At 65.6% G+C, this 23,881-nt stretch carries 18 protein-coding genes and 1 pseudogene; 8 read left to right on the top strand and 11 right to left on the bottom strand.

What is annotated here, in order from left to right:
- Positions 1–118: 118 nt before the first annotated feature.
- Positions 119–2,071, bottom strand: a complete 1,953-nt coding sequence (locus QFZ42_RS08380; RefSeq protein ID WP_307704195.1) for a propionate--CoA ligase — start codon at positions 2,069–2,071, stop codon at positions 119–121.
- A 127-nt stretch (positions 2,072–2,198) separates the two neighbouring features.
- Positions 2,199–2,801, bottom strand: a complete 603-nt coding sequence (locus tag QFZ42_RS08375; protein WP_307700520.1) for an isochorismatase family protein — start codon at positions 2,799–2,801, stop codon at positions 2,199–2,201.
- Positions 2,802–2,876: 75 nt separating this feature from the next.
- Between QFZ42_RS08375 and QFZ42_RS08370 the strand changes: the two genes are divergently transcribed.
- Positions 2,877–3,686 carry an alpha/beta fold hydrolase gene (locus QFZ42_RS08370; protein WP_307700519.1) on the top strand — a complete coding sequence of 270 codons (810 nt, stop codon included), beginning with the start codon at positions 2,877–2,879 and terminating at the stop codon, positions 3,684–3,686.
- A 9-nt stretch (positions 3,687–3,695) separates the two neighbouring features.
- Here QFZ42_RS08370 and QFZ42_RS08365 read toward each other — a convergent pair whose 3' ends face one another.
- Positions 3,696–4,745, bottom strand: coding sequence for a PQQ-dependent sugar dehydrogenase (locus QFZ42_RS08365; protein ID WP_307704194.1), 1,050 nt, complete (start codon positions 4,743–4,745; stop codon positions 3,696–3,698).
- A gap of 313 nt (positions 4,746–5,058) precedes the next feature.
- Between QFZ42_RS08365 and QFZ42_RS08360 the strand changes: the two genes are divergently transcribed.
- Positions 5,059–5,643, top strand: coding sequence for a C40 family peptidase (locus QFZ42_RS08360; RefSeq protein ID WP_307700518.1), 585 nt, complete (start codon positions 5,059–5,061; stop codon positions 5,641–5,643).
- Positions 5,644–5,729: 86 nt separating this feature from the next.
- On the opposite strand, the pseudogene lpdA reads toward QFZ42_RS08360, so the two are convergent.
- From lpdA to aceE, 4 genes and pseudogenes are all read right to left on the bottom strand, one after another.
- Positions 5,730–7,572, bottom strand: a pseudogene (gene lpdA, locus QFZ42_RS08355) (dihydrolipoyl dehydrogenase).
- Positions 7,569–8,162 carry an MFS transporter gene (locus QFZ42_RS08350; protein ID WP_307700517.1) on the bottom strand — a complete coding sequence of 198 codons (594 nt, stop codon included), beginning with the start codon at positions 8,160–8,162 and terminating at the stop codon, positions 7,569–7,571. The pseudogene lpdA and the gene QFZ42_RS08350 overlap by 4 nt, the downstream one beginning before the upstream one ends.
- A complete protein-coding gene (gene aceF, locus QFZ42_RS08345; RefSeq protein WP_307700516.1) occupies positions 8,159–9,820 on the bottom strand; it encodes a dihydrolipoyllysine-residue acetyltransferase in 1,662 nt (553 codons plus the stop codon). Before aceF ends, QFZ42_RS08350 begins: the two co-directional genes overlap by 4 nt.
- Positions 9,821–9,870: 50 nt before the next feature.
- The gene (gene aceE, locus QFZ42_RS08340) at positions 9,871–12,585 is read right to left on the bottom strand and encodes a pyruvate dehydrogenase (acetyl-transferring), homodimeric type (RefSeq protein WP_307700515.1); all 2,715 of its coding nucleotides are present in this window, start codon (positions 12,583–12,585) and stop codon (positions 9,871–9,873) included.
- Between the two features lie 215 nt (positions 12,586–12,800).
- Between aceE and QFZ42_RS08335 the strand changes: the two genes are divergently transcribed.
- From QFZ42_RS08335 to QFZ42_RS08315, 5 genes are all read left to right on the top strand, one after another.
- Positions 12,801–15,341, top strand: coding sequence for a PAS domain-containing sensor histidine kinase (locus QFZ42_RS08335; protein ID WP_307700514.1), 2,541 nt, complete (start codon positions 12,801–12,803; stop codon positions 15,339–15,341).
- Complete coding sequence (locus QFZ42_RS08330) at positions 15,338–15,970, top strand: response regulator transcription factor (protein WP_307700513.1); 633 nt, start codon at positions 15,338–15,340, stop codon at positions 15,968–15,970. Before QFZ42_RS08335 ends, QFZ42_RS08330 begins: the two co-directional genes overlap by 4 nt.
- 80 nt (positions 15,971–16,050) lie before the next feature.
- Positions 16,051–16,902: a bifunctional methylenetetrahydrofolate dehydrogenase/methenyltetrahydrofolate cyclohydrolase FolD gene (gene folD / locus QFZ42_RS08325; RefSeq protein ID WP_307700512.1), complete on the top strand. Its 852-nt coding sequence runs from the start codon at positions 16,051–16,053 to the stop codon at positions 16,900–16,902.
- Between the two features lie 11 nt (positions 16,903–16,913).
- A complete protein-coding gene (locus QFZ42_RS08320; protein ID WP_307700511.1) occupies positions 16,914–18,974 on the top strand; it encodes a M3 family metallopeptidase in 2,061 nt (686 codons plus the stop codon).
- Between the two features lie 30 nt (positions 18,975–19,004).
- Positions 19,005–19,649: a glutaredoxin family protein gene (locus tag QFZ42_RS08315; RefSeq protein ID WP_307700510.1), complete on the top strand. Its 645-nt coding sequence runs from the start codon at positions 19,005–19,007 to the stop codon at positions 19,647–19,649.
- Positions 19,650–19,694: 45 nt separating this feature from the next.
- Here the strand turns inward: QFZ42_RS08315 and rpiA are convergent, their stop codons facing one another.
- Positions 19,695–20,426 carry a ribose-5-phosphate isomerase RpiA gene (rpiA, locus tag QFZ42_RS08310; RefSeq protein ID WP_307700509.1) on the bottom strand — a complete coding sequence of 244 codons (732 nt, stop codon included), beginning with the start codon at positions 20,424–20,426 and terminating at the stop codon, positions 19,695–19,697.
- A 40-nt stretch (positions 20,427–20,466) separates the two neighbouring features.
- On the opposite strand from rpiA, the gene QFZ42_RS08305 reads away from it, so the two are divergent.
- Positions 20,467–21,549, top strand: a complete 1,083-nt coding sequence (locus QFZ42_RS08305) for a quinone-dependent dihydroorotate dehydrogenase (protein ID WP_307700508.1) — start codon at positions 20,467–20,469, stop codon at positions 21,547–21,549.
- 12 nt (positions 21,550–21,561) lie between these two features.
- Here QFZ42_RS08305 and QFZ42_RS08300 read toward each other — a convergent pair whose 3' ends face one another.
- The 3 genes from QFZ42_RS08300 to QFZ42_RS08290 form a co-directional block, all read right to left on the bottom strand.
- Positions 21,562–22,281 (bottom strand): phage holin family protein, encoded by a 720-nt coding sequence (locus tag QFZ42_RS08300; protein ID WP_307700507.1) that lies wholly within the window; start codon positions 22,279–22,281, stop codon positions 21,562–21,564.
- Between the two features lie 48 nt (positions 22,282–22,329).
- Positions 22,330–22,626: a glycine zipper domain-containing protein gene (locus QFZ42_RS08295; protein WP_307700506.1), complete on the bottom strand. Its 297-nt coding sequence runs from the start codon at positions 22,624–22,626 to the stop codon at positions 22,330–22,332.
- Between the two features lie 144 nt (positions 22,627–22,770).
- On the bottom strand, positions 22,771–23,874 hold the full coding sequence (locus tag QFZ42_RS08290) for an NAD(P)/FAD-dependent oxidoreductase (RefSeq protein WP_307700505.1): 1,104 nt from the start codon (positions 23,872–23,874) through the stop codon (positions 22,771–22,773).
- Between the last annotated feature and the right edge of the window lie 7 nt (positions 23,875–23,881).

Here is a 23,881-nt window from a genome sequence, read left to right as displayed (position 1 = left end):
CGGCTGAACCGGTTGGCGGATGCGACTGTGGCTGGGGAAGGGCCTGAGTACCTTGGCATTGTGCCACGTCGAACATATGACGGCTCGGCGCCACATCGCAAGATTGCCCCTTGCTCATTCAGGCGGAAGAAAGTAACTGTTTGATCTGCTGCAGCGTGGCGGGGTCGTCGAGGGTGGTCAGGTCGCCCGGATCCCGCTGCTCGCACACGGCCTGGATGGCGCGTCGCAGCAACTTGCCGCTGCGGGTCTTGGGCAGCCCGTTCACGAAGCGAACGCGCACCGGCCGCGCCAGTGCGCCGAGCTGGTCGGCCACGACTTTCATGATCTCGCCCTCCAGCTTCAGCGCCATATCGGCGTCGATGACTGCCCCGCCGTCCCTGGGCACGACGAAGGCCATTGCGACCTGGCCCTTGAGCGCATCCGCCACGCCGACGACCGCCACCTCGGCCACGCCGGCGTGGCCTGAGATGCATTCTTCGATCTCGCGCGTACCGAGGCGGTGGCCCGCCACGTTGATGACATCGTCGGTACGGCCGAGGATGTAGAAGTAGCCGTCCTCGTCGCGAATACCCCAGTCGAAGGTCGAATAGACCATCTTGCCGGGCACGGTCTTCCAGTAGGTATCGACGAAGCGCGCATCGTCCTTCCACACCGTTTGCATGAAGCCCGGCGGCGTCGGGCCCTCGATCACGACCACGCCCTTCTCGTTGGCGCCTGTCAGCTCCTCGCCCGTGGCTTCGTGCAGGATCTTCACGCGAAAGCCGTACATCGGCACGCCGGGGCTGCCGAATTTGCTGGGCTTGCTCTCGACGCCATTGGCAATGGTGATGATCGGCCAGCCCGATTCGGTCTGCCAGTAGTTGTCGATGATCGGCACGCCCAGCCCCTCGCCGATCCAGCGCGCGGTGGGCTCGTCGAGCGGCTCGCCCGCCAGGAACAGCGCGCGCAGGCTCGACAGGTCGTATTTCCTGAGCAGCGCCGGATCCTGCTTCTTGAGCACGCGCACGGCCGTGGGTGCGCTGAACATCACCGTCACCTTGTACTTCTCGACCAGGCGCCACCAGATACCGCCGTCGGGCTGCTTGTCGAGGCCTTGCGTGGGCAGGCCCTCATACATCAGGGTGGCCATGCCGGCAATCAGCGGCCCGTAGACGATGTAGCTGTGGCCCACCACCCAGCCGATGTCGCTGGTCGAGAAATAGGTTTCGCCGGGCCGTCCGCCGAAGATGTGCTGCATGCTGGCGGCCAGCGCCACCGCATAGCCGCCTACATCGCGCTGCACGCCCTTGGGCTTGCCGGTGGTGCCGCTCGTGTAGATGGTGTAGCTGATGTCGGTCGCGGCCAGCCAGGCGCAAGGCACTTCGGTGTCGAGGTGCTTCCGGCTCAACTCGGCAGCCAGGTGGTCGCGGCCCGCGGTCAGCGCCATCGGCGCCAGGCCGCGGTCGGTCAGGAGCACCGCCGGCGGCTTGTGCTTCGAAAGCCGGATGGCCTCGTCGAGCAAGGGCTTGTACGCAATGACCTTGCCGCCGCGCGAGCCGGCATCGGCGCTCACCACCACCTTGGGCTCGGCATCCTCGATGCGCGTGGCCAGCGAGCCGCTCGCAAAACCGCCGAAGACCACGCAATGGATCGCGCCGATCCGCGCGCAGGCCAGCATCGCGAATGCGGCCTCCGGAATCATCGGCATATAGATGAGCACGCGGTCGCCCTTCCCGACGCCCAGCTCGATCAGACTGGCCGCGGTGCGCTGTACCTCGGCATGGAGTTCGCGGAAGCTGTAGGTTTTTTCAGTGCCGGTTTCGGTCGAGACAAAGATCAGCGCCGCTTGATCGCCGCGCGCGGCCAGATGCCGGTCCACGGCGTTGTGGCACAGATTGGTGGTGCCATCCACGAACCAGCGGGCAAATGGCGGCCGGCTGGCATCCAGCACTTGAGCCGGCGGCGTCTGCCAATCGATCAGCCGGGCCTGCTCGGCCCAGAATGCCTCGGGCGCATCGACCGATTGGCGATAGAACTCTTCATAGCGGCTCATCTGCGATGTCTCCTTGTTATGGAAATCAGCCCCGGCGATCAGCGCCGCCCAAAACTGAATTCATAATTATGGAGATCGATTTTGCAGCAAGCTGACGGGCCGGACAATCAGGTTTCGCCCGCGTCAGTCCGGCTCCGGCCTCGCCCAGGGGCCTGGTTGCAATACCCTATCGAACGATCTTCAGCAACTCGTCGAACGCGGGGTGCTCGGCCGTGCGCAGCCATTCGAAGCCGACCATCTCGGTGGTCACCAGCTCGGCGCCGGCGCCGGCCAGCCGGTCGAAGGCAGCGTCGCGGTTGCGCTCGGCGCGGGAGCTGCAGGCGTCGGTCACCACCCACACCTCGAATTCGTCTTCCAGGAGATCGAGTGCGGTCTGCAGCAGGCACACGTGCGCCTCGCAGCCGGCAATCACGATGGTGTTGCGCTCTTCGGCCGCGGCGGCGGGCTTCTGCAGGTGCTTCGGCAGGCTGCGGGCGTTGCCCTGCGGTGCCTTGGGCGGCACGCGCAGCCACTCGCCAAGGCCTTCCTCCATGCCGCTGAAATGCATCTTGGGCAAGGTTCGCTTGTACAGCGCACGAATGTCGGGCACGGTCTCGCCGAGCTTCGACGGGTTGTGCTCGGTGCCCCAGACCGGCACTTCGAACAGGCGCGCCATCTTGCCCAGGCGCACGGCGTTCTGCGCCACGGCATCGGCCTCGAAGATCGCAGGCATCAGCCGCGCCTGGTAGTCGACCAGCACGAGTTGGGATTGCGAGGCGTCGAGCAGCATGAACTGATTCTTTCAGATGAAAATTGATTGAGCTAGACCGTACCACCGAAAAGCCGTGCATCTAGACTCCGGCGGATGCGGATCTTTTCGACGCGGCACCCGCCGGCCGGGCGCCATTTCCCGGCCCTGAGCCTGTGCGCGGCGCTTCTGGTCGCCGGCTGCGGCGGCCTGCGCACGGCCAAGGCACCGCTGGAAAGCACGCTCGAAAAGAGCACCTGCACATCGAACGCCGACACGCTGCTGGTGCTGCTGCCCGGCGCGCATTCGCACCCGGACGAATTCACGCGCGAGGGTTTCATCACGGCACTGAACGACAACAGGCTCGCGGTGGACGTGATGCGGGTCGATGCGCACCTGGGTTACTACAACGACAAGACCATCCTCGACCGCCTGAGCGCGGACGTGATGGCGCCGGCACGCAGCAGGGGCTACAAGTCGATCTGGATCGCCGGCATCTCGGTCGGGGGTTTCGGCGGGCTGCTCTATGCGCAAACCCGCCCCGGCGAGTTGGCCGGCCTCGTCGCCATCGCGCCCTATCTCGGAGAACGCGCGCTCAGCCTGGACATCGCCAATGCGGGAGGCCTGGCCCGCTGGACCGGGCCGCTGGGCGACCCGCCTGGCAGCGACTTGCGAACGCCGAACGAGACCCAGCTGTGGCAATGGCTGCGCGGTTATGTCGGCACCACCGCCACCTTCGGTGCGCGCCCGCCGCTCTACCTGGGCTACGGCCTCGACGACCGCTTTGCCTTCAGCCATCGGCTGCTGGCGGCGGCGCTGCCCGCAGACCGTGTGTTCACGACCGAAGGCGGCCATGACTGGCCCGAGTGGATGCGGCTCTGGCGCCGCATGCTGCCCACGCTACCTCTGCCGGGCTGCCCCGGCTGAAGAGCGAACTCAGTTCGGCCGCAGGCGCAGCAGCTTGCCCTCGGATTCGTCGGTCAGCACGTACAGCCAACCGTCGGGGCCCTGCTTCACATCGCGAATGCGTGCCCTGCCGTCGGCCAGCAGCTTGTGCTCGGCGACAACCTTGCCGTCCTTCAACTCGATACGGTCGAGATAGCCGAACTTGAGCGATCCAACGAACAGATTGCCCTTCCACCCCGCGCCATAGCGGTCGCTGCTCAGAAAGGCCATGCCCGACGGGGCAATCGACGGCACCCAATAGTGCAGCGGCTGCTCCATGCCCTCCTTGGCCGTGATGCCGTCGCCGATCTTGCCGCCGCCATAGTTCTCACCATAGGTAATCACCGGCCAGCCGTAGTTGCGGCCGGCCTGCGGGACATTGATTTCGTCGCCGCCTTGCGGACCATGCTCCGTCATCCAGAAACGGCCGTCGGGCGCAAGCGCCGCGCCCTGGCCATTGCGATGGCCGTAACTCCAGATTTCGGGCAGCGCACCCGCCTTGCCGACGAACGGGTTGTCCTTGGGCACGGTGCCATCCTTGGCGATGCGCACGACCTTCCCCAGATGGCTATCGAGCTTCTGCGCATCTTCCTTGCGGCTGAACCGGTCACCCAGCGTGAGAAACAGATTGCCATCGCGCGCCTCGACGATGCGGCAGCCGAAGTGATTGCGGCTGGCCACCTTGGGCTGCTGGCTGAAGATGATCCGCAGGTTCTCCAGCCTCGCACCGTCTTCGGAGAGCTGCGCGCGAGCCAGCGCAGTGCCGTTGGCGGAGCCCCCGGCCTCGGGTTCGGAAAAGCAGAAATACAGCGTGCGGTTCTTTTCGAAGGCCGAATCGGCCAGCACGTCGAGCAAGCCGCCCTGGCCGCCTGCCGCGATGGCGGGCAGTCCGGAGACCGGCGCGCCGATCTTTCCATCCGCAGCGATCACCCGCAAACGACCCGGTCGCTCGGTCACCACGAAACGGCCGCCCGGCAGAAAGGTCAGCCCCCAAGGGTTCTCGAGGCCGGACGAAATGGTTTCGGAACGCGTTTGCGCCATTGCAACGCTGCCGAACACCAGGCCGGCAACACCACATGCAAGACGGAAGTTCGCTCGGATTCGCAGGTTCATGTCTTTTCCGGAGAGTTGGAGGCATCTTGGCTGGAAATAGCGCCGAGATCCAGCCCGTTTGCCGATTCACCCTGCGGATGGATGTCCATTCGCAGGCAATCGCTTATGGTTCATAAAGGTCCACCGTTACATTTTTTCTTGGGCTAAATCGAAAAATATCAACTAAATCAACCATTTGCAGATACATTCGGCAATTCGGATGAGGTTGACATAACCGTGCGTCATCAATATCCTACGCGCCATGCGTTTTTTCGTCCTACCCGCTTCCCTCCTGTTTGCCGTCGCCGTCCAGGCCGCTCCTCAACAGGACCGAACCGATGACGAACTGGCTCGCTTGCTTGCCGACAAGGGTCTGATCGGGCAACTCCAGCAGGTCCGTCAAACCGTCACCGAACGAACTTCCGACCTGGTGGTCACTGCCATCGGCTTCCTCGGCGTGCCCTACCGCCGCGGCGGCAACTCGGCGGAGTCCGGCTTCGATTGCAGCGGCTTCGTTCGCGCCATGTACAACCAGACGGTCGGCCACCTGCTTCCGCGCCGCGCCGAAGAGCAGGCAGCCGCCACCGAGAAGATCGACCGCAGCCAGCTCAAGCCTGGTGATCTCGTTTTCTTCAACACCATGCGCCGTGCCTTCAGCCATGTCGGCATCTACGTCGGCGAAGGCAAGTTCATCCATTCGCCGCGCACAGGCGCCCAGGTGCGGGTGGAAGACATGAACGGCAGCTACTGGAGCCGCAGGTTCGATGGGGCGCGCCGCGTGCTTGGTGGCGCACCCAATGACGAGGTCAAGGCCGCAGCCGTCGCCGCGACCCGCACCGGCGACTGAGCCGCCTTCCTTCAGGCCCAAAAAAAACCCGCCACGGCGGGTTTTTTATGGCCGCTCCGATGGCTCGGGCGCGGCGCAACAGGCGGTCAAGCCTTCTTTGTCGGCGGCAGGTCGGTACAGGTACCGTGCGCCACCTCGGCCGCCATGCCGATGCTTTCGCCCAGCGTCGGGTGCGGGTGGATGGTCTTGCCGATGTCGATCTCGTCGGCGCCCATTTCGATGGCCAGTGCAATCTCGCCGAGCATGTCGCCGGCGTGCGTGCCGACAATGCCGCCACCCCAGGATGCGATGCGTCTCGGCGTCGAACAGCAGCTTGGTGAAGCCCTCGTCGCGGCCGTTGGCAATGGCGCGGCCTGAAGCATTCCAGGGGAAGTGGCCCTTCTTGATCTTGATGCCTTCGGCCTTGGCCTGGTCTTCCGTGAGGCCGACCCACGCCACCTCGGGGTCGGTATAGGCCACGCTCGGGATCACGCGGGCGTTGAAGGCGGCGCTCGAAAGCTCCTTGTCGCCCTTCTGCTCGCCGGCAATGACTTCGGCGGCCACGTGCGCCTCATGCACTGCCTTGTGCGCCAGCATGGGTTGGCCGACGATGTCACCGATGGCGAAGATGTGCGGCACATTGGTGCGCATCTGGATGTCGACCGGAATGAAGCCGCGGTCGCTCACCGCCACGCCGGCCTTCTCGGCGCCGATCTTCTTGCCGTTCGGGCTGCGGCCCACGGCCTGCAGCACCAGGTCGTACACCTGCGGCTCCTTCGGTGCCTGCTCGCCTTCGAAGGTGACCTTGATGCCCTGCTTCGTGGCCTCGGCGCCGACCGTCTTGGTCTTGAGCATGATGTTGTCGAAGCGCGGCGCGTTCATCTTCTGCCACACCTTCACCAGGTCGCGGTCGGCGCCCTGCATCAAGCCGTCGAGCATTTCGACCACGTCGAGCCGCGCGCCGAGCGTGGAATACACCGTGCCCATTTCGAGGCCGATGATGCCGCCGCCCAGGATCAGCATGCGCTTGGGGTCGGTGCCCATCTCGAGCGCGCCGGTGGAATCGACGATCCGCGGATCGTCCTTGGGCATGAACGGCAGGCTGACCGACTGTGACCCGGCCGCGATGATGGCGTTGCGGAACTTGACGGTCTGCTTCTTGCCCGTGGTGTCCCAACTGGTGCCGGAGGTCTCATCCACTTCCAAATGGTACGGGTCGATGAAATTGCCGACGCCGCGCAGCACCGTCACCTTGCGCATCTTGGCCATGGCCGTGAGGCCGCCGGTGAGCTTGCCCACCACCTTGTTCTTGTGGCCGAGCAGCTTGGCGCGGTCGACCGTGGGCGCGGCGAAGCTCACGCCCAAGTCGGCGAAATGCTTGACCTCGTCCATCACCGACGCGACGTGCAGCAGCGCCTTCGACGGAATGCAGCCCACGTTGAGGCACACGCCGCCGAGCGTGGCGTAGCGCTCGATGAGCACCACCTTCAGGCCGAGGTCGGCCGCGCGGAAAGCGGCCGAGTAGCCGCCCGGGCCGGCGCCGAGCACGATCACGTCGCACTCGACATCGACCTTGCCGCCGTAGCTCGACACAGGCATGGGCTTGCTCCCTGCCCCGCTGGGGGAGGCCTGTGGTGGGGGCACGGCGGCACTCGCCTGAGCGGCAGCCGCCGGTGCGGGTGCAGCGGCAGGCGCCGCAGCAGCCGCGGCGCCGTCCACCTCCAGCGTCAGCACCACGGAGCCTTCTTTCACCTTGTCGCCCACCTTCACAGCCAGCGACTTCACCACGCCGGCGGCAGACGACGGAATTTCCATCGAGGCCTTGTCCGATTCGACCGTGATCAGCGACTGCTCGGCCTTGACCGTGTCGCCGACGTTGACCAGCACCTCGATCACCGCGACTTCGTCGAAGTCGCCGATGTCCGGCACCTTGATTTGCTGTTCGCTCATTTGGACACTTTCAGTTTGAGTGTGAGAACGTCGACCGGGGGGGCCGAATTGCGATCGAATTCGCAGGCGGCGGCAATTCCTGCCTCCGCCACGTCGCGCGACGTGCGCGACTTGATGTCATAGGCCGCGTGCATGGCGCCGAGCGCAAAGCTGCGTCCCGAGCCGATGGCCCAGAACTGCTTGAACTCGAACACCTCGCGGTAGCTGTAGATGCCGTAGATGCCGCTCGCATTGGCCATCAGCATCGTGAACTGGCTCGACTCGTAGGGCTCATGCTCGTCTTCCTTGGTCTGCATGAAGAACGCGTCTTTCAGCACCGGATGCAACAGCGTGAAGGTGCGGAAGATCTCGTGCTTGCTGCCGAACAGCAGCGCCTCGCGCGGCTGCGCAGCCAGCGCATGCTGCAGCACCAGGAAGTGCGCAGCGGCCCCGGCCACGGCAAACAGGCTCTGCCCCGCCGCATCCTCGACCGTGAAGATCTTCTGATTCGCTTCGGCGCGGTGCGAAAGCCGCGTATCGCCGAAGGTCACCAGCGAATCGGCCGCCATCGTGACCTGGCCGCCTTTGCGGACGGCCACTACGGTGGTCATAACAGGATTCGACGGTAGTCCGCGAGCACTTGCCCCAAATAGGCGTTGAAGCGCGCAGCCAGGGCACCATCGATCACGCGGTGGTCGTACGACAGCGACAGCGGCAGCGTCAGGCGCGGCACGAACTGCTTGCCGTCCCACACCGGCTTCATCTGGCCCTTCGAGAGGCCGAGGATGGCCACTTCGGGGGCGTTGATGATGGGCGTGAAGTGCGTGCCGCCGATACCGCCCAGCGAGCTGATCGACATGCAGCCGCCCTGCATGTCGGCCGAACCGAGCTTGCCGTCGCGCGCCTTCTTGGCGAGTTCGCCCATCTCGGCGCTGATCTGCAGGATGCCCTTCTTGTCGGCATCCTTCAGCACCGGCACCACGAGCCCGTTGGGCGTGTCGGCCGCAAAGCCGACGTTGAAGTACTGCTTGTAGACGAGCTGGTCGCCGTCGAGGCTGGCGTTGAAGTCAGGGAACTTCTTGAGCGCCGCAACCACGGCCTTGATCACGAAGGCCAGCATCGTGACCTTGACGCCCGACTTCTCGTTTTCCTTGTTGGTAGAGACGCGGAAGGCTTCGAGCTCGGTGATGTCGGCTTCGTCGTTGTTGGTGACGTGCGGAATCATCACCCAGTTGCGGTGCAGGTTGGCACCGCTGAGCTTCTTGATGCGCGAGAGGTCCTTGCGCTCGACCGGGCCGAACTTCGTGAAGTCGACCTTGGGCCAGGGGATGAGGCCCAATGCCGCACCGTCCGCGCTGCCGCCGCCGGCCGGCGCCTTGGCTGCCGAGGCCTTGGTGCTGGCCTGGCCGCTCATCACGGCCTTGGTGAAGCCCTGGACGTCTTCCTGGGTGATGCGGCCCTTGGGACCGGAGCCCTTGACCTCCTCGAGCGGCACGCCGAGTTCGCGCGCGAACTTGCGCACCGAGGGGGAGGCATGCGGCAGCGTGCCGGTCGGTGCCGTGGTGGGATCGTGCGGCGCAGCAGCGGCTGCCGGGCTTGCGGCAGGTGCCGGCGAAGCAGCGGCCGGCGCGGGGGCGCTGGCGGTTGCCGCGGCCGGGGCGGCTGCAGCAGCTTGCGCAGGCGCAGGTGCCGCGCCTGCCGAACCTTCCAGGATCGCGATCAAATCACCGATGTTGACCGTGTCGCCGACCTTGACCTTCAGTTCCTTCAGCACGCCGGCAGCCGACGACGGAATTTCCATCGAGGCCTTGTCCGACTCCACCGTGATCAGCGACTGATCGGCCGCAATCGTGTCGCCGGGTTTCACCAGCAGCTCGATGACCGCGACGTCCTTGAAGTCACCGATGTCCGGCACCTTGATCTCGACCGGACCGGAGGCCGCGGGGGCGGCAGCCGGCGCAGGCGCCGCTGCTGGCGCCGGGGCGGCAGCAGCAGCCGCTGCAGGCGCCGAAGCCGGTGCCGCGGCAGCACCCTCGGCTTCGAGCACGAGGACCACGGAGCCCTCTTTCACCTTGCCGCCGACCTCGACCTTGATTTCTTTCACCACACCGGCGGTTGACGACGGAATCTCCATCGACGCCTTGTCCGATTCCACCGTGATGAGCGACTGCTCGGCCTTGACCGTGTCGCCCACCTTCACCAGCACCTCGATCACCGCGACTTCATCGAAATCGCCGATGTCCGGCACCTTGACTTCCACTGCTGCCATATCGTTTGTCTCCCGCCGTGAGGCGCCGTTCGTTCGTTGATTGTTGATGTTCAGGCGTAGAGCGGGTTGACCTTGTCGACATTGATGCCGTACTTCTTGATCGCCTCGACCACCTTGGCCACCGGTACCGTACCGTCTTCGGAGAGCGCCTTGAGCGCGGCGACGACGATGTAGTGGCGGTTGATTTCGAAGTGCTCGCGCAGCTTGTTGCGGAAGTCGCTGCGGCCGAAGCCGTCGGTGCCCAGCACCTTGTAGGTACGGCCCTTCGGAATGAAGGGGCGAATCTGTTCCGCGTAGGCCTTCATGTAGTCGGTCGACGCGATCACCGGACCGGTGGTCGGCGACAGTTGCTGCGACACGAAGGATTCGCGCGGCGTCTGGTCCGGGTGCAGCAGGTTCCAGCGGTCGGCATCCTGGCCGTCGCGCGTGAGCTCGTTGAAGCTCGGGCAGCTCCACACCGAGGCGGACACGCCCCAGTCCTTCTCGAGCAGCTCTTGCGCGGCAAAGCTTTCGCGCAGGATGGTGCCGCTGCCCAGCAGTTGAACCGCCGGTGCCTTGGCCTTCAGTGCCGGGCCCTGCTTCGACAGGTACATGCCCTTGATGATCTGCTCTTCGGTGCCGGGCTGCAGGCCGGGCATCGCGTAGTTCTCGTTGAGCAGCGTCAGGTAGTAATAGACGTTGTCCTGCTTCTCGACCATGCGCTTCAAGCCATGGTGCAGGATCACGCCGACTTCGTGCGCGAAGGTCGGGTCGTAGCTCACGCAGTTCGGGATGGTGTTGGCCAGGATGTGGCTGTGGCCGTCTTCGTGCTGCAGGCCTTCGCCGTTCAGCGTGGTGCGCCCCGAGGTGCCGCCGAGCAGGAAGCCGCGGGCCTGCATGTCGCCGGCCGCCCAGGCCAGGTCGCCGATGCGCTGGAAGCCGAACATCGAGTAGTACACGTAGAACGGCACCATGATGCGGTTGTTGGTGCTGTACGAGGTGGCCGCGGCAATCCAGCTGGACATGCCGCCGGCTTCGTTGATGCCTTCCTGCAGGATCTGGCCGGCCTTGTCTTCCTTGTAGTACATGACCTGGTCCTTGTCGACCGGGGTGTACTGCTGGCCTGCGGGGTTGTAGATGCCGATCTGGCGGAACAACCCTTCCATGCCGAAAGTGCGCGCCTCGTCCACCAGGATGGGCACGACGCGCGGGCCCAGCGCCTTGTCGCGCAGCAACTGCGTAAGGAAGCGAACGTAGGCTTGCGTGGTCGAGATCTCGCGGCCTTCGGCCGTGGGCTCCATCACCGACTTGAAGACGTCGAGCGACGGCACCGTGAACGCCTCGTCGGCCTTGGTGCGGCGGTGCGGCAGGTAGCCGCCGAGAGCCTTGCGGCGCTCGTGCAGGTACTTCATTTCCGGCGTGTCGTCGGCCGGCTTGTAGAACGGCAGGTCGGCGATCTTGCTGTCCGGAATCGGAATGTTGAAGCGGTCGCGGAAGGCCATGATGTCTTCGTCGCTGAGCTTCTTGGTCTGGTGGACGTTGTTCTTGCCCTCCCCGATCTTGCCCATGCCGAAGCCCTTGACCGTCTTGATCAGGAGCACCGTGGGCTGGCCTTCATGCTTCACGGCCGCGTCGAAGGCCGCATAGACCTTCTGCGAGTCGTGGCCGCCGCGGCGCAGTTGCCAGATGTCGTCGTCGCTCATCTTGGAAACCATTTCGAGCGTACGCGGGTCGCGGCCGAAGAAATGCTTGCGAACGTAGGCGCCGTCGTTGGCCTTGAAGGCCTGGTAGTCGCCGTCGTTGGTCTCCATCATGATCTTGCGCAGCGCGCCGTCCTTGTCGCGCGCGAGCAGCTGGTCCCAGCCGTTGCCCCAGATCAGCTTGATGACGTTCCAGCCCGAGCCGCGGAATTCGCCCTCGAGTTCCTGGATGATCTTGCCGTTGCCGCGCACCGGGCCGTCCAGGCGCTGCAGGTTGCAGTTGATCACGAAGATCAGGTTGTCGAGCTTCTCGCGCGCTGCGAGGCCGATGGCGCCCATCGATTCGACTTCGTCCATTTCGCCGTCGCCGCAGAACACCCAGACCTTGCGGTTCTCCGTATTCGCGATGCCGCGGGCGTGCAGGTATTTGAGGAAGCGCGCCTGGTAGATGGCCATCAGCGGGCCAAGGCCCATCGATACGGTGGGAAACTGCCAGAACTCGGGCATCAGCTTCGGATGCGGATAGCTCGACAGGCCCTTGCCGTCGACTTCCTGGCGGAAGTTGAGCAGCTGCTCTTCGGTCAGGCGGCCTTCCAGGTAGGCGCGGGCGTAGATGCCGGGCGATACGTGGCCCTGGATGTAGAGACAGTCGCCGCCGTGGTTTTCGCTCTCGGCGTGCCAGAAGTGGTTGAAGCCCGCGCCGAACATGTTGGCCAGCGAGGCGAAGGAGCCGATGTGGCCGCCGAGGTCGCCGCCTTCGGCGGGATGGTGGCGGTTGGCCTTGACCACCATCGCCATGGCATTCCAGCGCATGTAGGCGCGCAGGCGCTCCTCGATCTCGAGATTGCCGGGGCAACGCTCTTCCTGGTCGGGCTCGATGGTGTTGACGTAGGCTGTATTCGCCGAGAACGGCTTGTCGATGCTGTGCTGCCGGGCATGTTCGAGCAGCTGCTCCAGAAGGAAGTGGGCCCGCTCAGGCCCCTCGCTTTGAATCACGGAGGACAGGGCATCCATCCATTCACGGGTTTCCTGGGCGTCCGCGTCATTCGCGGCCGAGCCGAACAGGTTCTCTGGATTTGCCGACATGCTTGTCTCTCCTTTTAGGGCTGTGGCTGTAATTTAGTGCGCTCTTCAATCAACGCGCGGAAGTTTCTCATAGAAATGCTTCTATTTCAAATGGCGCATAGTCGTTTCTTAATGTGATATTCATGCTTGAGTTGACTCTGGCTGCAACCGTGCCCGAACCAGTGTCACTGCTGACTTGAGCGCCCCGCGCAAGGAGCATCCCCTAAACTCGGAAGATGCCTCTTTCCTCTCCGCTGGCGGTGGCCCGCAGCGCCGTGAATGCGTCCCCTCTTTCCTGGTGGCGCCGCTGGTGGCGCCGGCAGACGCCGGTGCTGCAGGATGCGGTCGCCATGCTCGCGCCGATTGCGGCGGTGCTGCTGTTCCTGGCCGCCATCGTTTCGGCGTTCTGGTACCTGCGCACCGAGGAAGTCGAGCGCGAGCAGGAGTCGGTGCGGCGGGATGTCGAGTACGCGCAGCAGCGCATGCGCCTGCGCCTGCTCGAACGCCAGGAACAGCTGATGCGCATCGCGCGCGATGCATCGAACCGCGAGATCGATCCGGTCGAGTTCGCGAGCCGCGCAGAATCGCTGGTGAGCCAGTTTCCCGAATTGCAGACGGTCACGTGGATCGACGACCGCCGCCGCTTCAAGGCCGGCTATTCCGCGCCGAGCGTGCATCCCGCGCAGCAGCACCTCATCGGCGACGTGCTGCGCCCGGGCGATATCGAGAGCAACTACGCACTGGCGCGCGAACTGCGCCAGCCGGTTTTTTCTCAGCCGGCGGCCGGCGGGGACCCCACGGCCATGCTGCAGCTGCATATTCCGCTGTTCGACCAGGGCCTGTTCGCGGGCGTGGTACTGGGCGAGTTTTCGATCGACGGCCTGCTGCGTTACGGCATGCCCTCGGAGGTGCAGGCGCGCTATGCGGTGTCGCTGCTCGACGCCAAGGGCAACCCGATCGCCGGCAACACCACCAGCCCGAGGGAAGGCGGCACGCGCCTCCTGCCCTGGTCCGAAAGAACCAATGAGTACGAAGTGCCAGTGTCGCCCGTGGGCAACGCGCTTGTGCTGCGGGCGCAGGCCTACCGCACCTCGCAAGGCGTGGTCGGCAATGGCTTGTTCTGGCTGGTCTGCGCGCTCAGCGTGCTCACCAGCTGGATGCTGATCGGCACCTGGCGGCACACCCGGCGGCGCCAGCAGGCGCAGCAGCGCCTGGTCGCCGAAACCAATTTCCGGCGCGCCATGGAAAACTCCATGCTGACCGGCATGCGCGTGCTCGACCTGCAAGGGCGCATCACCTACGTGAACGCCGCTTTCTGCGCCATGACGGGATGGAGCGAAGCCGAACTGGTGGGCCAGGCGCCGCCCTTCCCCTACTGGCTGGAGTCGGACCGCGAAGTCATGAACGAGCGGCTCGAGGAAGAACTGCATGGACGCGCCCTGCCCGGCGGCTTCCAGGTGCGCGTGAAGCGCAAGAACGGCAGCGTGTTCAATGCCCGCCTCTATGTGTCGCCGCTGATCGACGCGCGCGGCCACCAGACCGGCTGGATGACGTCGATGACCGACATCACCGAGCCTACGCGCATCCGCGAGCAGTTGTCGGCGTCGTACGAGCGCTTCACCACGGTGCTGGAGGCCCTCGATGCCGCGGTGTCGGTGGCCCCCATCGGCAGCGAGGAACTGCTGTTCGCGAACAAGCTGTACCGGCTCTGGTTCGGCTCCGACACCGTCGGCCACCTGGGCATGGTGGCGCAAGCTGGCGTGCCCGCCTCGAACGCGCACGACGAAGGCCTGGACGACGTCGACCCCTATGCCGGCCTGCCGATCGATACGTTGACCGCCGCCCAGACCGCCAACAACGAAATCTTCGTGCCGCATCTGGGCAAATGGCTCGAAGTGCGTTCGCGCTATCTCACCTGGGTCGACGGGCGGCTGGCCCAGCTCGTGATTGCCACTGACATCACGCCGCGCCGCGATGCCGAGGAGCAAGCCGCCGCCCAGGCCGATCGCGCCCAGGCCGCGAGCCGCCTGATCACCATGGGCGAAATGGCATCCAGCGTGGCGCATGAGCTCAACCAGCCGCTGACGGCCATCACCAACTACTGCAACGGGATGATGTCGCGCATCAAGGGGCAGACGATCGAGACTGACGCGCTGCTCGCGGCGCTCGAAAAAACCTCCAAGCAGGCGCAGCGCGCAGGCCAGATCATTCAGCGCATCCGCTCCTTCGTGAAGCGCAGCGAGCCCAACCGCACGGCCGCCGACGTGGCCACCATGGTGAGCGAGGCCGTGGAACTGGCGGGCATCGAACTGCGGCGACGCAATGTGCGGCTCAATCACTACGTGGCCGCGCGACTGCCGGTGGTGCGGGTCGACCCGATCCTGATCGAGCAGGTGATGGTCAATCTGCTGAAGAACGCCGCCGAGGCGATCGACATTGCCGAGCGCCCGCTGGCACGCCGGAGCGTCGAGCTGCGCGTGCTGCCCAAGACGATCGAGGGTCACAACGCCATCGAATTCTCGGTGCAGGACACCGGCAAGGGCTTGGCCCCGGAAGTGATGGACCGGCTCTACGAGGCCTTCTTCTCCACCAAGCCCGAAGGCATGGGCATCGGGCTGAATCTCTGCCGAACCATCGTCGAATCGCACCGCGGACGGATGCAGGCGGAGAACATCTACAATGGTCCGGATGTGATCGGATGCCGTTTTTCCTTCTGGATTCCGGTGTTGGATGCTCCCAGTTCCGTAGCAAGCGACGAGGCAAAGGTACCTGCATGAGTTTGATTCCGAAGAAGGGCACTGTCTATGTCGTCGACGACGACGAGGCCGTACGAGATTCGCTTCAATGGCTGCTCGAGGGCAAGGACTACAGGGTTCGCTGCTTCGATTCGGCCGAGTCCTTCCTTTCCCGATACGACCCGCGCGAAGTCGCCTGTCTGATCGTCGACATCCGCATGGCCGGAATGACCGGCCTTGAGCTGCAAGACCGGCTGATCGAGCGGCGCTCTCCGCTGCCCATCGTGGTGATCACGGGCCACGGCGACGTGCCGATGGCGGTCGACAGCATGAAGAAGGGCGCCATGGATTTCATCCAGAAGCCCTTCAACGACGAAGAGCTCGTCACGCTGGTCGAGCGCATGCTCGAGCACGCGCGCGGCGCCTTCACGCAGCACCAGCAGTCGGCCAGCCGCGATGCACTGCTGTCCAAGCTCACCGGCCGCGAAGCCCAGGTGCTCGAGCGCATCGTGGCCGGCCGCCTGAACAAGCAGATTGCCGACGACCTGGGCATCAGCATCAAGACGGTCGAGGCGCATCGCGCCAACATCATGGAAAAGCTCAACGCCAACACCGTGGCCGATCTGCTCAAGATCGCGCTCGGACAGGCGGCACCCGCGGCAAAGCCCTAGAGACCGGCTATCCCTTCGATAGCGATGAATGTCCCCCACGCCTGCGCAAGCGGGCGTTTTTACTTGGAAAATCGAAACCGATGACCGCTCAACTGATCGACGGCAACGCCCTCGCCAAAACCATTCGCGCCAAGGTCGCCGGCCGCACCGCCGCACTCAAGGCCAGCGGCATGAACCCGGCCCTCTCCATCATCCTCGTGGGCAGCGACCCGGCGAGTCAGGTCTACACGAAGCACAAGGTCAACGACAGCACCGAAACCGGCCTTTCGGCCACGCTCGAGACCTACCCCGCCGACATGAGCGAGGCCGACTTGCTGAACCGCATCCGAGCTCTCAACGACGATCCCAAGGTGCACGGCATCCTGGTCCAGCTGCCGCTCCCCCGGCACATGGACAGCCAGAAGGTCATCGAGACGATCTCGCCTACCAAGGACGTGGACGGCTTCCACGTTGCGAGCGCCGGCGCGCTCATGACCGGTGCGCCGGGCTTCTGGCCCTGTACGCCGCACGGCTGCATGAAGATGCTCGAATCCATCGGCTACGACCTGCGCGGCAAGCACGCGGTGGTCATCGGCCGCAGCAACATTGTCGGCAAGCCCATGGCCATGATGCTGCTGGCCCAGAGCGCCACCGTCACCATCTGCCACAGCGCCACGCAAGACCTCGCCGCCCTCACGCGCCAGGCCGACGTGATCGTCGCGGCCGTGGGCAAGCGCAACCTCGTGACAGCCGACATGGTGAAGCCCGGCGCGGTCGTCATCGACGTGGGCATGAACCGCAAGGAAGACGGCAAGCTCACCGGCGACGTGGACTTCGACGGCGTCAAGGAAGTGGCCGGCTGGATCACCCCGGTACCTGGCGGCGTCGGCCCCATGACGCGCGCGATGCTGCTCCTCAACACCCTTGAAGCCGCGGAACGCGCCGCCAAGTGATTTCCATGGCCATGACCAATCCCCTCCTCGACTTCACCGACCTTCCGCTGTTCGACCGCATCGAGCCCGCTCACGTTGCGCCCGCCGTCGACATCTTGCTGGCCGACGCCGAGGCAGCGCTGCAAACCGTGACGGCCGCCGACTTCCCCGCGGACTGGAACGCGATTTCCAAGGTGCTCGACGTCGCGTCGGACCGCTTCAGCCGCGCCTGGGGTGCCGTCGGCCATCTCAATGCCGTGGCCGACACGCCGGAGCTGCGCGCCGCCTACAACGACGCCATGCCGCGCGTCACCGCGTTCTGGACCCGGCTGGGTTCCGACGAGCGCCTCTACGCCAAGTACAAGGCCATCGACGTGGCCACGCTCAACCCGGAACAGCGCCAGGCGCATCGCAACGCGGTGCGCAACTTCGTGCTCGGCGGCGCGGAGCTGCAGGGCGAGGCGAAGAAGCGCTTTGCCGAGATCCAGGAACGCCAGGCCGAACTGAGCCAGAAGTTCAGCGAGAACGCGCTCGACGCCACCGACGCCTTCTCTTACTACGCGGCGCTGGGCGAGCTCGAGGGCGTGCCCGAAGACGTGGTGAGCGCGGCGCGCGCCGCCGCCGAAGCCGAGGGCAAGCAAGGCTACAAGCTCACGCTCAAGATGCCCTGCTATCTGCCCGTGATGCAGTTCGCCAGGAGCAGCGCGCTGCGCGAAACGCTCTACCGTGCGTATGTCACGCGCGCCAGCGAGCTCGGCGATTCGGCCTTCGACAACACGGCGCTGATCAACGAGATCCTCGCGCTGCGCGAAGAAGAAGCAAAGCTGCTCGGCTACAAGAATTTCGGCGAACTCTCGGTCGTGCCCAAGATGGCCGAATCGCCCGAGCAGGTGATCAAGTTCCTGCGCGATCTGGCCGTCAAGGCCAAGCCGTATGGCGAGCGCGATCTGGCCGACTTGCGCGTGTTCGCATCGGAGCAGTTGGGCATCGCCGATCCGCAGGCCTGGGACTGGAGCTACATCGGCGAAAAGCTGAAGGAAGCGCGCTATGCCTTCAGCGAGCAGGAGGTCAAGCAGTACTTCCCGGCGCCCAAGGTGATGGCCGGCTTGTTCAAGATCGTCGAGACGCTGTTCGAGGTTTCCATTCGGCGCGACAGCGCACCTACATGGCACCCGAGCGTCGAGTTCTACCGCATCGAGCGCCAGACCCCTGAAGGCAGCCAGAAGGTCGGCCAGTTCTATCTCGACCCCTCGGCCCGCGCCGCCAAGCGCGGCGGCGCCTGGATGGACGACGTGCGCGCGCGATGGCTGCGGCCCGACGACGGCGTGCTGCAAACGCCGGTGGCACAGCTGGTCTGCAACTTCGCGAGCGGCGTCGACGGCAAGCCGCCGCTGCTCACGCACGACGACGTGACCACCCTCTTCCACGAGTTCGGCCACGGCCTGCACCACATGCTCACGCAGGTGAACGAGCGCGACGTGTCGGGCATCAGCGGCGTCGAATGGGACGCCGTCGAACTGCCGAGCCAGTTCATGGAAAACTTCTGCTGGGAGTGGGACGTACTCAGGCACATGACGGCCCATGTCGACACCGGCGAGCCGCTGCCGCGCGCGCTGTTCGACAAGATGACCGCCGCCAAGAACTTCCAGAGCGGCCTGCAGACGCTGCGCCAGATCGAGTTCTCGCTGTTCGACATGCTGCTGCACACCGAATACCAGGCTGCCACCGCACAGCCCGGCGGCGTGCTCGCGCTGCTGGGCAAGGTGCGCGCCGAAGTGGCCGTGATGCCCGCGCCGCCGTTCAGCCGCACGCCGAACACCTTCAGCCACATCTTCTCGGGCGGCTACGCGGCCGGCTACTACAGCTACAAGTGGGCCGAGGTGCTGAGCGCCGATGCCTACGCGGCTTTCGAGGAAACCGTGGGCGCCGACGGCCAGCCGAACATCGAAACCGGCCGCCGGTACCGCCAGGCCATTCTCGAGGCCGGTGGCAGCCGCAGCGCCATGGATTCGTTCAAGGCTTTCCGTGGCCGCGAGCCCCAGCTTGATGCGCTGCTGCGACACCAGGGCATGGCGCAGGCCCAGCCCGTTTGAAGCGGGCCTGAAGCTTGCGATACTCAGGCAATGCATTCGACCCAAAAGAAAACCTCCTTGCATTGCCTGTCCGGCTTCGCCCTGCTGCTCGTCGCCGCAGGCGCCGTGGCCCAGCCGGTCTATCGCAATGTCGACAAGAACGGCAAGGTCACCTTCTCGGACCGGGCCCCCACCGCCAGCACCGAGCCGGCCGCGGGGCCGCAGGCCGGCATCGTGGCTCCGGCCAATGCGGGCTTGCCGTATGAACTGCGTCAGGTGGCACAGCGCTATCCCGTCACGCTGTACACCGGCGAGGAATGCGCGCCGTGCGGCACCGCCCGCTCGCTGCTGACCACGCGCGGCATTCCTTTCGAGGAACGCACCGTCAAGAGCAACCAGGACGTCGAGGCGCTGCAACGGATGAGCAGTCAGGCCTCGCTGCCGCTGCTCACCATCGGTTCACAGCAGCTCAAGGGCTTTTCCGACACCGAATGGTCGCAGTACCTCGATGCTGCGGGCTATCCGAAGAGCAACAGCCTGCCGTCGGGCTATCGCAATCCGCCGGCCCGACCGATGGTTGCCGTGCAGGCAGCACCCGTGGCGCGCGAACCCGCGCCGGCGGCGCCTGCTCCGCAGCAGGCGGCCCCCGCTCCCAGCGGCCCGAGCCCGAGCAATCCGGCGGGCATCAAATTCTGACCGGCTTCTGAGCGACTGCCGGTCGAGGCCGGCAGCCGCTTTTCTTCACTCGAACGTCATCGTCTGCACGCCCGATGGCGTGCCCAGCAGGCACACATCGGCCTTCTGATGGGCGAACACGCCGACCGTGACCACACCGGGCCACTGGCTCACTTCCGATTCGAAGGCAAGCGGATCGCTGATCCGCAGTCCCGTCACGTCGACGATGTGCTGGCCGTTGTCCGTCACCAGCGCCACGCCGTCTTTTTCGCGCACCTGCGCGATGCCACCCATGGCTTCGAACTGCCGCATCACGCGGCGCGCCGCCATCGGAATGACCTCCACCGGCAGCGGAAATGCTCCGAGCGTGTCGACCAGCTTGGAGGCATCGGCAATGCAGACAAAGCGCCGCGACTGCGCCGCGACGATTTTTTCGCGCGTGAGCGCCGCGCCGCCGCCCTTCACCATGAAGCCGTGATGATCGATTTCGTCGGCGCCGTCGATATAGACGCCGAGCTCCTCGACCTCGTTGCTGTCGAACACCGCAATGCCGAGTGCGCGCAGGCGTTCGGTGGAGGCCACCGAACTCGACACCGCGCCCTTGATGTCGTCCTTGATCGTGGCCAGCGCGTCGATGAACTTGTTCACCGTCGAGCCGGTGCCCACGCCGACGATTTCACCCTTCACCACGTAGGCCAGCGCGGCGCGGCCGACCTGGGCCTTGAGCTCGTCCTGGGAAATGGCGCCGGTGCCATTCGCGGCGCCGGAGGCAGAAGAAGGAGAAACGGGTGCAGTCATCGCGGAGAATCCTTGGCTCATTGAAGCCGAGAATTATCCGATGCCCCTGCTCCCCTCTTCGCTCTACGGCCTGGCCCGGCCTTTTCTGTTCGGCTTCGACCCGGAACACGCCCACGAACTCACGCTCGACGGGCTGGCCCGCACGCAGAACACGCCGCTGGCCTGCGCCTACGCCGCGCCGCGCGTCGATGACCCGGTCAGGCTCGCTGGGCTGGAATTTCCGAACCGGGTCGGGCTGGCGGCCGGGCTCGACAAGAACGCGCGCTGCATCGACGCCTTCGCCGCCATGGGCTTCGGTTTCGTCGAGGTCGGCACGGTCACGCCCAAGGCACAGCCGGGCAACCCCAAGCCGCGCATGTTCCGCCTGCCGAAGCGCGAGGCGCTGATCAACCGGCTCGGCTTCAACAACGAAGGGCTCGACGCCTTTCTCGCCAACGTTCAGAAGGCGCGCTTTCGCAAGAACGGCGGCGGCGCCGGCAAGAAGCCGATGCTGCTCGGCCTGAACATCGGAAAGAACGCCGCCACGCCCATCGAGCGCGCCGTGGACGACTATCTGGCCTGCCTGGACGGCGTGTATGCGCATGCCGACTACGTGACCATCAACATCTCGAGCCCCAACACGGCCAATCTGCGGACGCTGCAGAGCGACGAGGCGCTCGATGCCCTGCTGGGCGCCATCGCCGAACGGCGCCAGGCGCTGGCCGAACGCGGCGGCAAACGCGTGCCGCTGTTCGTGAAGATCGCCCCCGACCTCGACGAGAGCCAGGTCGCGGTCATCGCGGCCACGCTGCAGCGCCACGACATGGACGGTGTGATCGCCACCAACACCACCCTGGCGCGCGACGCGGTCGCGGGCCTGCCGCATGCCGAGGAAGTGGGCGGGCTTTCGGGCGCTCCCGTGCGCGAGGCAAGCAACCGCGTGATTGCGCAGCTGCGCGCGGCGCTGGGAGCGGGTTTTCCGATCGTCGGTGTCGGCGGCATCCTGAGCGCGGCTGACGCCAAGGCCAAGGTTGCTGCGGGCGCCGACGTGGTGCAGATCTACACCGGCCTCATCTATCGCGGCCCGGCCCTCGTGCGCGAAGCGGCTCAGGCGCTGCTGCAGCAAAGCCGCAGCGGCGCCTGAAGCTCCGCTCTTTCAGCGCATGCGCCAGAGCACCGGCGCGATCACCGCCGCCCAACGCAACAGCCGCTTGGGACGGATCACCACCAGCGCAACCGCGGCCACGACGCCGGTGGCCACCGGGTGTTCCCGCGCGATGCGCAGCGCCGCGGCGGACGCCGTTTCATCGGCGGGCGGCGCTTCTGGAGCCGCCGCTGCACCGGATGGCTGCGTCGGGCGAGTGCCCTGCATCGTGGCAATGCGCTCACGCTGGCGGTCCATGCGCGCGAGCAGTTCTTCGCGCGTAGCGGGCCGCGGGGGACGCGGTGCCTCGTGGTCCTGGTCGGGATCCTTGCCGAGCCCGAAACTGTCCTGAACCCAGGTCCAGTCGCGTTCGAATTCATGGCGCGCCGGAACGAAGCTGTTCGAGGCATTGCGAAGCGTCAGGAACAGGCCCACCGCGGCGCCCAACCAGAGCGCGACCCAGACACCGGCCACCGACCACGCCGCCGCGATGCGGTGCGGCGTGTCCCAGAAATGCACCACCACCGCCATCGACAGCAATGCCACCGCCACGGTGGTGAGGCCGAGCACGGCCACCACCAGGACGAGCATCAGCTTGAGGCGCTGCTTCTCGTCCTCCCAAGCCATGCGCAGGAGCTGCACACGGTCTTCAGCGGCCAGGGCGCCTTCGGCCGCGGCGATGCGCAGCCGCCGCAGACGGGCATTGAGCCCGAACAAGGACAGCAAGCTCATGCGCCGGCTCCCGCTCGGCGATCGACAACGCGGCGGTGTGCGCTCAGGTCAGCGGCGGCCAAGCAGCAAACCTACCAGCACACCGACGGCCAGCGCTGCGCCGGCAATCTGCCACGGTTCATCGTGGGCGTAGGCGTTGGCGGTGTTGGCCGCTTCGCGGGCCTTCTGGGCCGCAAGCTTGCTCTTCTCCGCCGCAAGCTCGCGCGCAATGGCGAGCTTGGTGTCGATGCGTTGGCGCAGGGCCTTGATGTGGGGAACCGAATCCAGGTCCTTGCTGGCCAGCACGCCGCGCACGTCGCTCGCGATGTCTTCGGCTGCTGCCTCGATGTTGTTGGATGCACTCATTGGAATCTTTCCTCCGTGATGACACCGGCACCGCGCCGGCGGCTTCACGCCAGCAAATGGCGTGGTGTCATGTTACAGGCACAAAAGCCCCTCATGCACGGCAGTTCTGCAGACTTCTGCATGGCAAGGGGTGCATTGCATCCGTCAGGCGCTCGCGAGCAAGTGCGCCACATACCGCCCGATGGCGAGGCTGCTCGTGAGCCCCGGCGACTCGATGCCGAAGAGATTGACCAGGCCGGGAACGCCATGCGATTCAGGGCCGTCGATCATGAAGTCGCGCGCGGGCTCGTCGGGCCCCGAAATCTTGGGCCGCATGCCCGCATAGCCCGGAATCAATCCGCCGTCGGGCAGAGCGGGCCAATATTTGCGCACCTCGGCGTAGAAGCCGTCGCCGCGCGCCGGATCCACCACCAGGTCGTCCGCCGACTCGACCCATTGCACATCGGGCCCGAACTTGGCCTGCCCGCCCAGATCGAGGGTCAGGTGCACCCCCAGCCCGCCGGGCTCTGGCACCGGGTAGATGAGCCGGGTGAACGGCGCACGCCCCGACAGGGTGAAATAGTTGCCCTTGGCAAAGTAAGCCGTCGGTATGGCCGCCGCGGGCACGCCGGCGAACCGCCTGGCCAAGTCGGGCGCACCAAGTCCGGCCGCGTTGACGACCGTGTTGCAGCGCAATGCCGTCCCGTCTTCCGCTACCAGGACGATAGCGTCCGCGCCGCATTCCGCGCGCGCGATGGGCGATTTGAGTGCCAGCATTCCGCCCGCGTTCTCCAAGTCGCCAAGCAGGCTCAGCATCAGCGCGTGGCTGTCGACGATGCCCGTGCTCGGCGAGTGCAGTGCGGCCACGCAATGCAGTTGCGGCTCCATGGCGATGGCCTGCTCGGCCGTCAGCAGCACAAGGTCGTCGACGCCGTTGGCGGCAGCCTTCGCGCGGATGACTTCGAGCTGTCCGACCTGTTCGAGCGAGGTGGCCAGGATGAGCTTGCCGCAGCGCTGATGCGGCACGCCGCGCTCCGCCGCGTAGTCATAGAGCGCCTGCTTGCCGTCCACGCAAAGGCGGGCCTTCAGCGAGCCCTGCGGGTAGTAGATGCCCGCATGAATCACCTCGCTGTTGCGCGAACTCGTTCCGGTGCCGATGGCACCTTCTGCTTCCAGCACGACCACTTCCCGGCCCGCGAGCGCCAAGGCGCGCGCCACTGCCAAGCCCACCACTCCGCCGCCGATCACGGCGCAATCAAGTTCATCCATAGCGCGA

Origin of the sequence: Variovorax paradoxus (assembly GCF_030815855.1) — a bacterium.
Taxonomy (GTDB): Bacteria; Pseudomonadota; Gammaproteobacteria; order Burkholderiales; family Burkholderiaceae_C; genus Variovorax; species Variovorax paradoxus_M.
The sequence above is the reverse complement of the archived record's forward strand: the minus strand, read 5'-3'. Positions and strand labels throughout refer to the sequence as shown.

Coding starts and splice junctions, on each gene's coding strand:
- rpiA (WP_307700509.1), bottom strand. CDS start 20,426: ATGACTGCACCCGTTTCTCCTTCTTCTGCCTCCGGCGCCGCGAATGGC.
- QFZ42_RS08365 (WP_307704194.1), bottom strand. CDS start 4,745: ATGGCGCAAACGCGTTCCGAAACCATTTCGTCCGGCCTCGAGAACCCT.
- aceE (WP_307700515.1), bottom strand. CDS start 12,585: ATGTCGGCAAATCCAGAGAACCTGTTCGGCTCGGCCGCGAATGACGCG.
- QFZ42_RS08350 (WP_307700517.1), bottom strand. CDS start 8,162: ATGACCACCGTAGTGGCCGTCCGCAAAGGCGGCCAGGTCACGATGGCG.
- QFZ42_RS08370 (WP_307700519.1), top strand. CDS start 2,877: ATGCGGATCTTTTCGACGCGGCACCCGCCGGCCGGGCGCCATTTCCCG.
- aceF (WP_307700516.1), bottom strand. CDS start 9,820: ATGGCAGCAGTGGAAGTCAAGGTGCCGGACATCGGCGATTTCGATGAA.
- QFZ42_RS08315 (WP_307700510.1), top strand. CDS start 19,005: ATGCATTCGACCCAAAAGAAAACCTCCTTGCATTGCCTGTCCGGCTTC.
- QFZ42_RS08320 (WP_307700511.1), top strand. CDS start 16,914: ATGACCAATCCCCTCCTCGACTTCACCGACCTTCCGCTGTTCGACCGC.
- QFZ42_RS08360 (WP_307700518.1), top strand. CDS start 5,059: ATGCGTTTTTTCGTCCTACCCGCTTCCCTCCTGTTTGCCGTCGCCGTC.
- QFZ42_RS08290 (WP_307700505.1), bottom strand. CDS start 23,874: ATGGATGAACTTGATTGCGCCGTGATCGGCGGCGGAGTGGTGGGCTTG.
- QFZ42_RS08305 (WP_307700508.1), top strand. CDS start 20,467: ATGCCCCTGCTCCCCTCTTCGCTCTACGGCCTGGCCCGGCCTTTTCTG.
- QFZ42_RS08335 (WP_307700514.1), top strand. CDS start 12,801: ATGCCTCTTTCCTCTCCGCTGGCGGTGGCCCGCAGCGCCGTGAATGCG.
- QFZ42_RS08330 (WP_307700513.1), top strand. CDS start 15,338: ATGAGTTTGATTCCGAAGAAGGGCACTGTCTATGTCGTCGACGACGAC.
- QFZ42_RS08295 (WP_307700506.1), bottom strand. CDS start 22,626: ATGAGTGCATCCAACAACATCGAGGCAGCAGCCGAAGACATCGCGAGC.
- QFZ42_RS08300 (WP_307700507.1), bottom strand. CDS start 22,281: ATGAGCTTGCTGTCCTTGTTCGGGCTCAATGCCCGTCTGCGGCGGCTG.
- QFZ42_RS08375 (WP_307700520.1), bottom strand. CDS start 2,801: ATGCTGCTCGACGCCTCGCAATCCCAACTCGTGCTGGTCGACTACCAG.
- folD (WP_307700512.1), top strand. CDS start 16,051: ATGACCGCTCAACTGATCGACGGCAACGCCCTCGCCAAAACCATTCGC.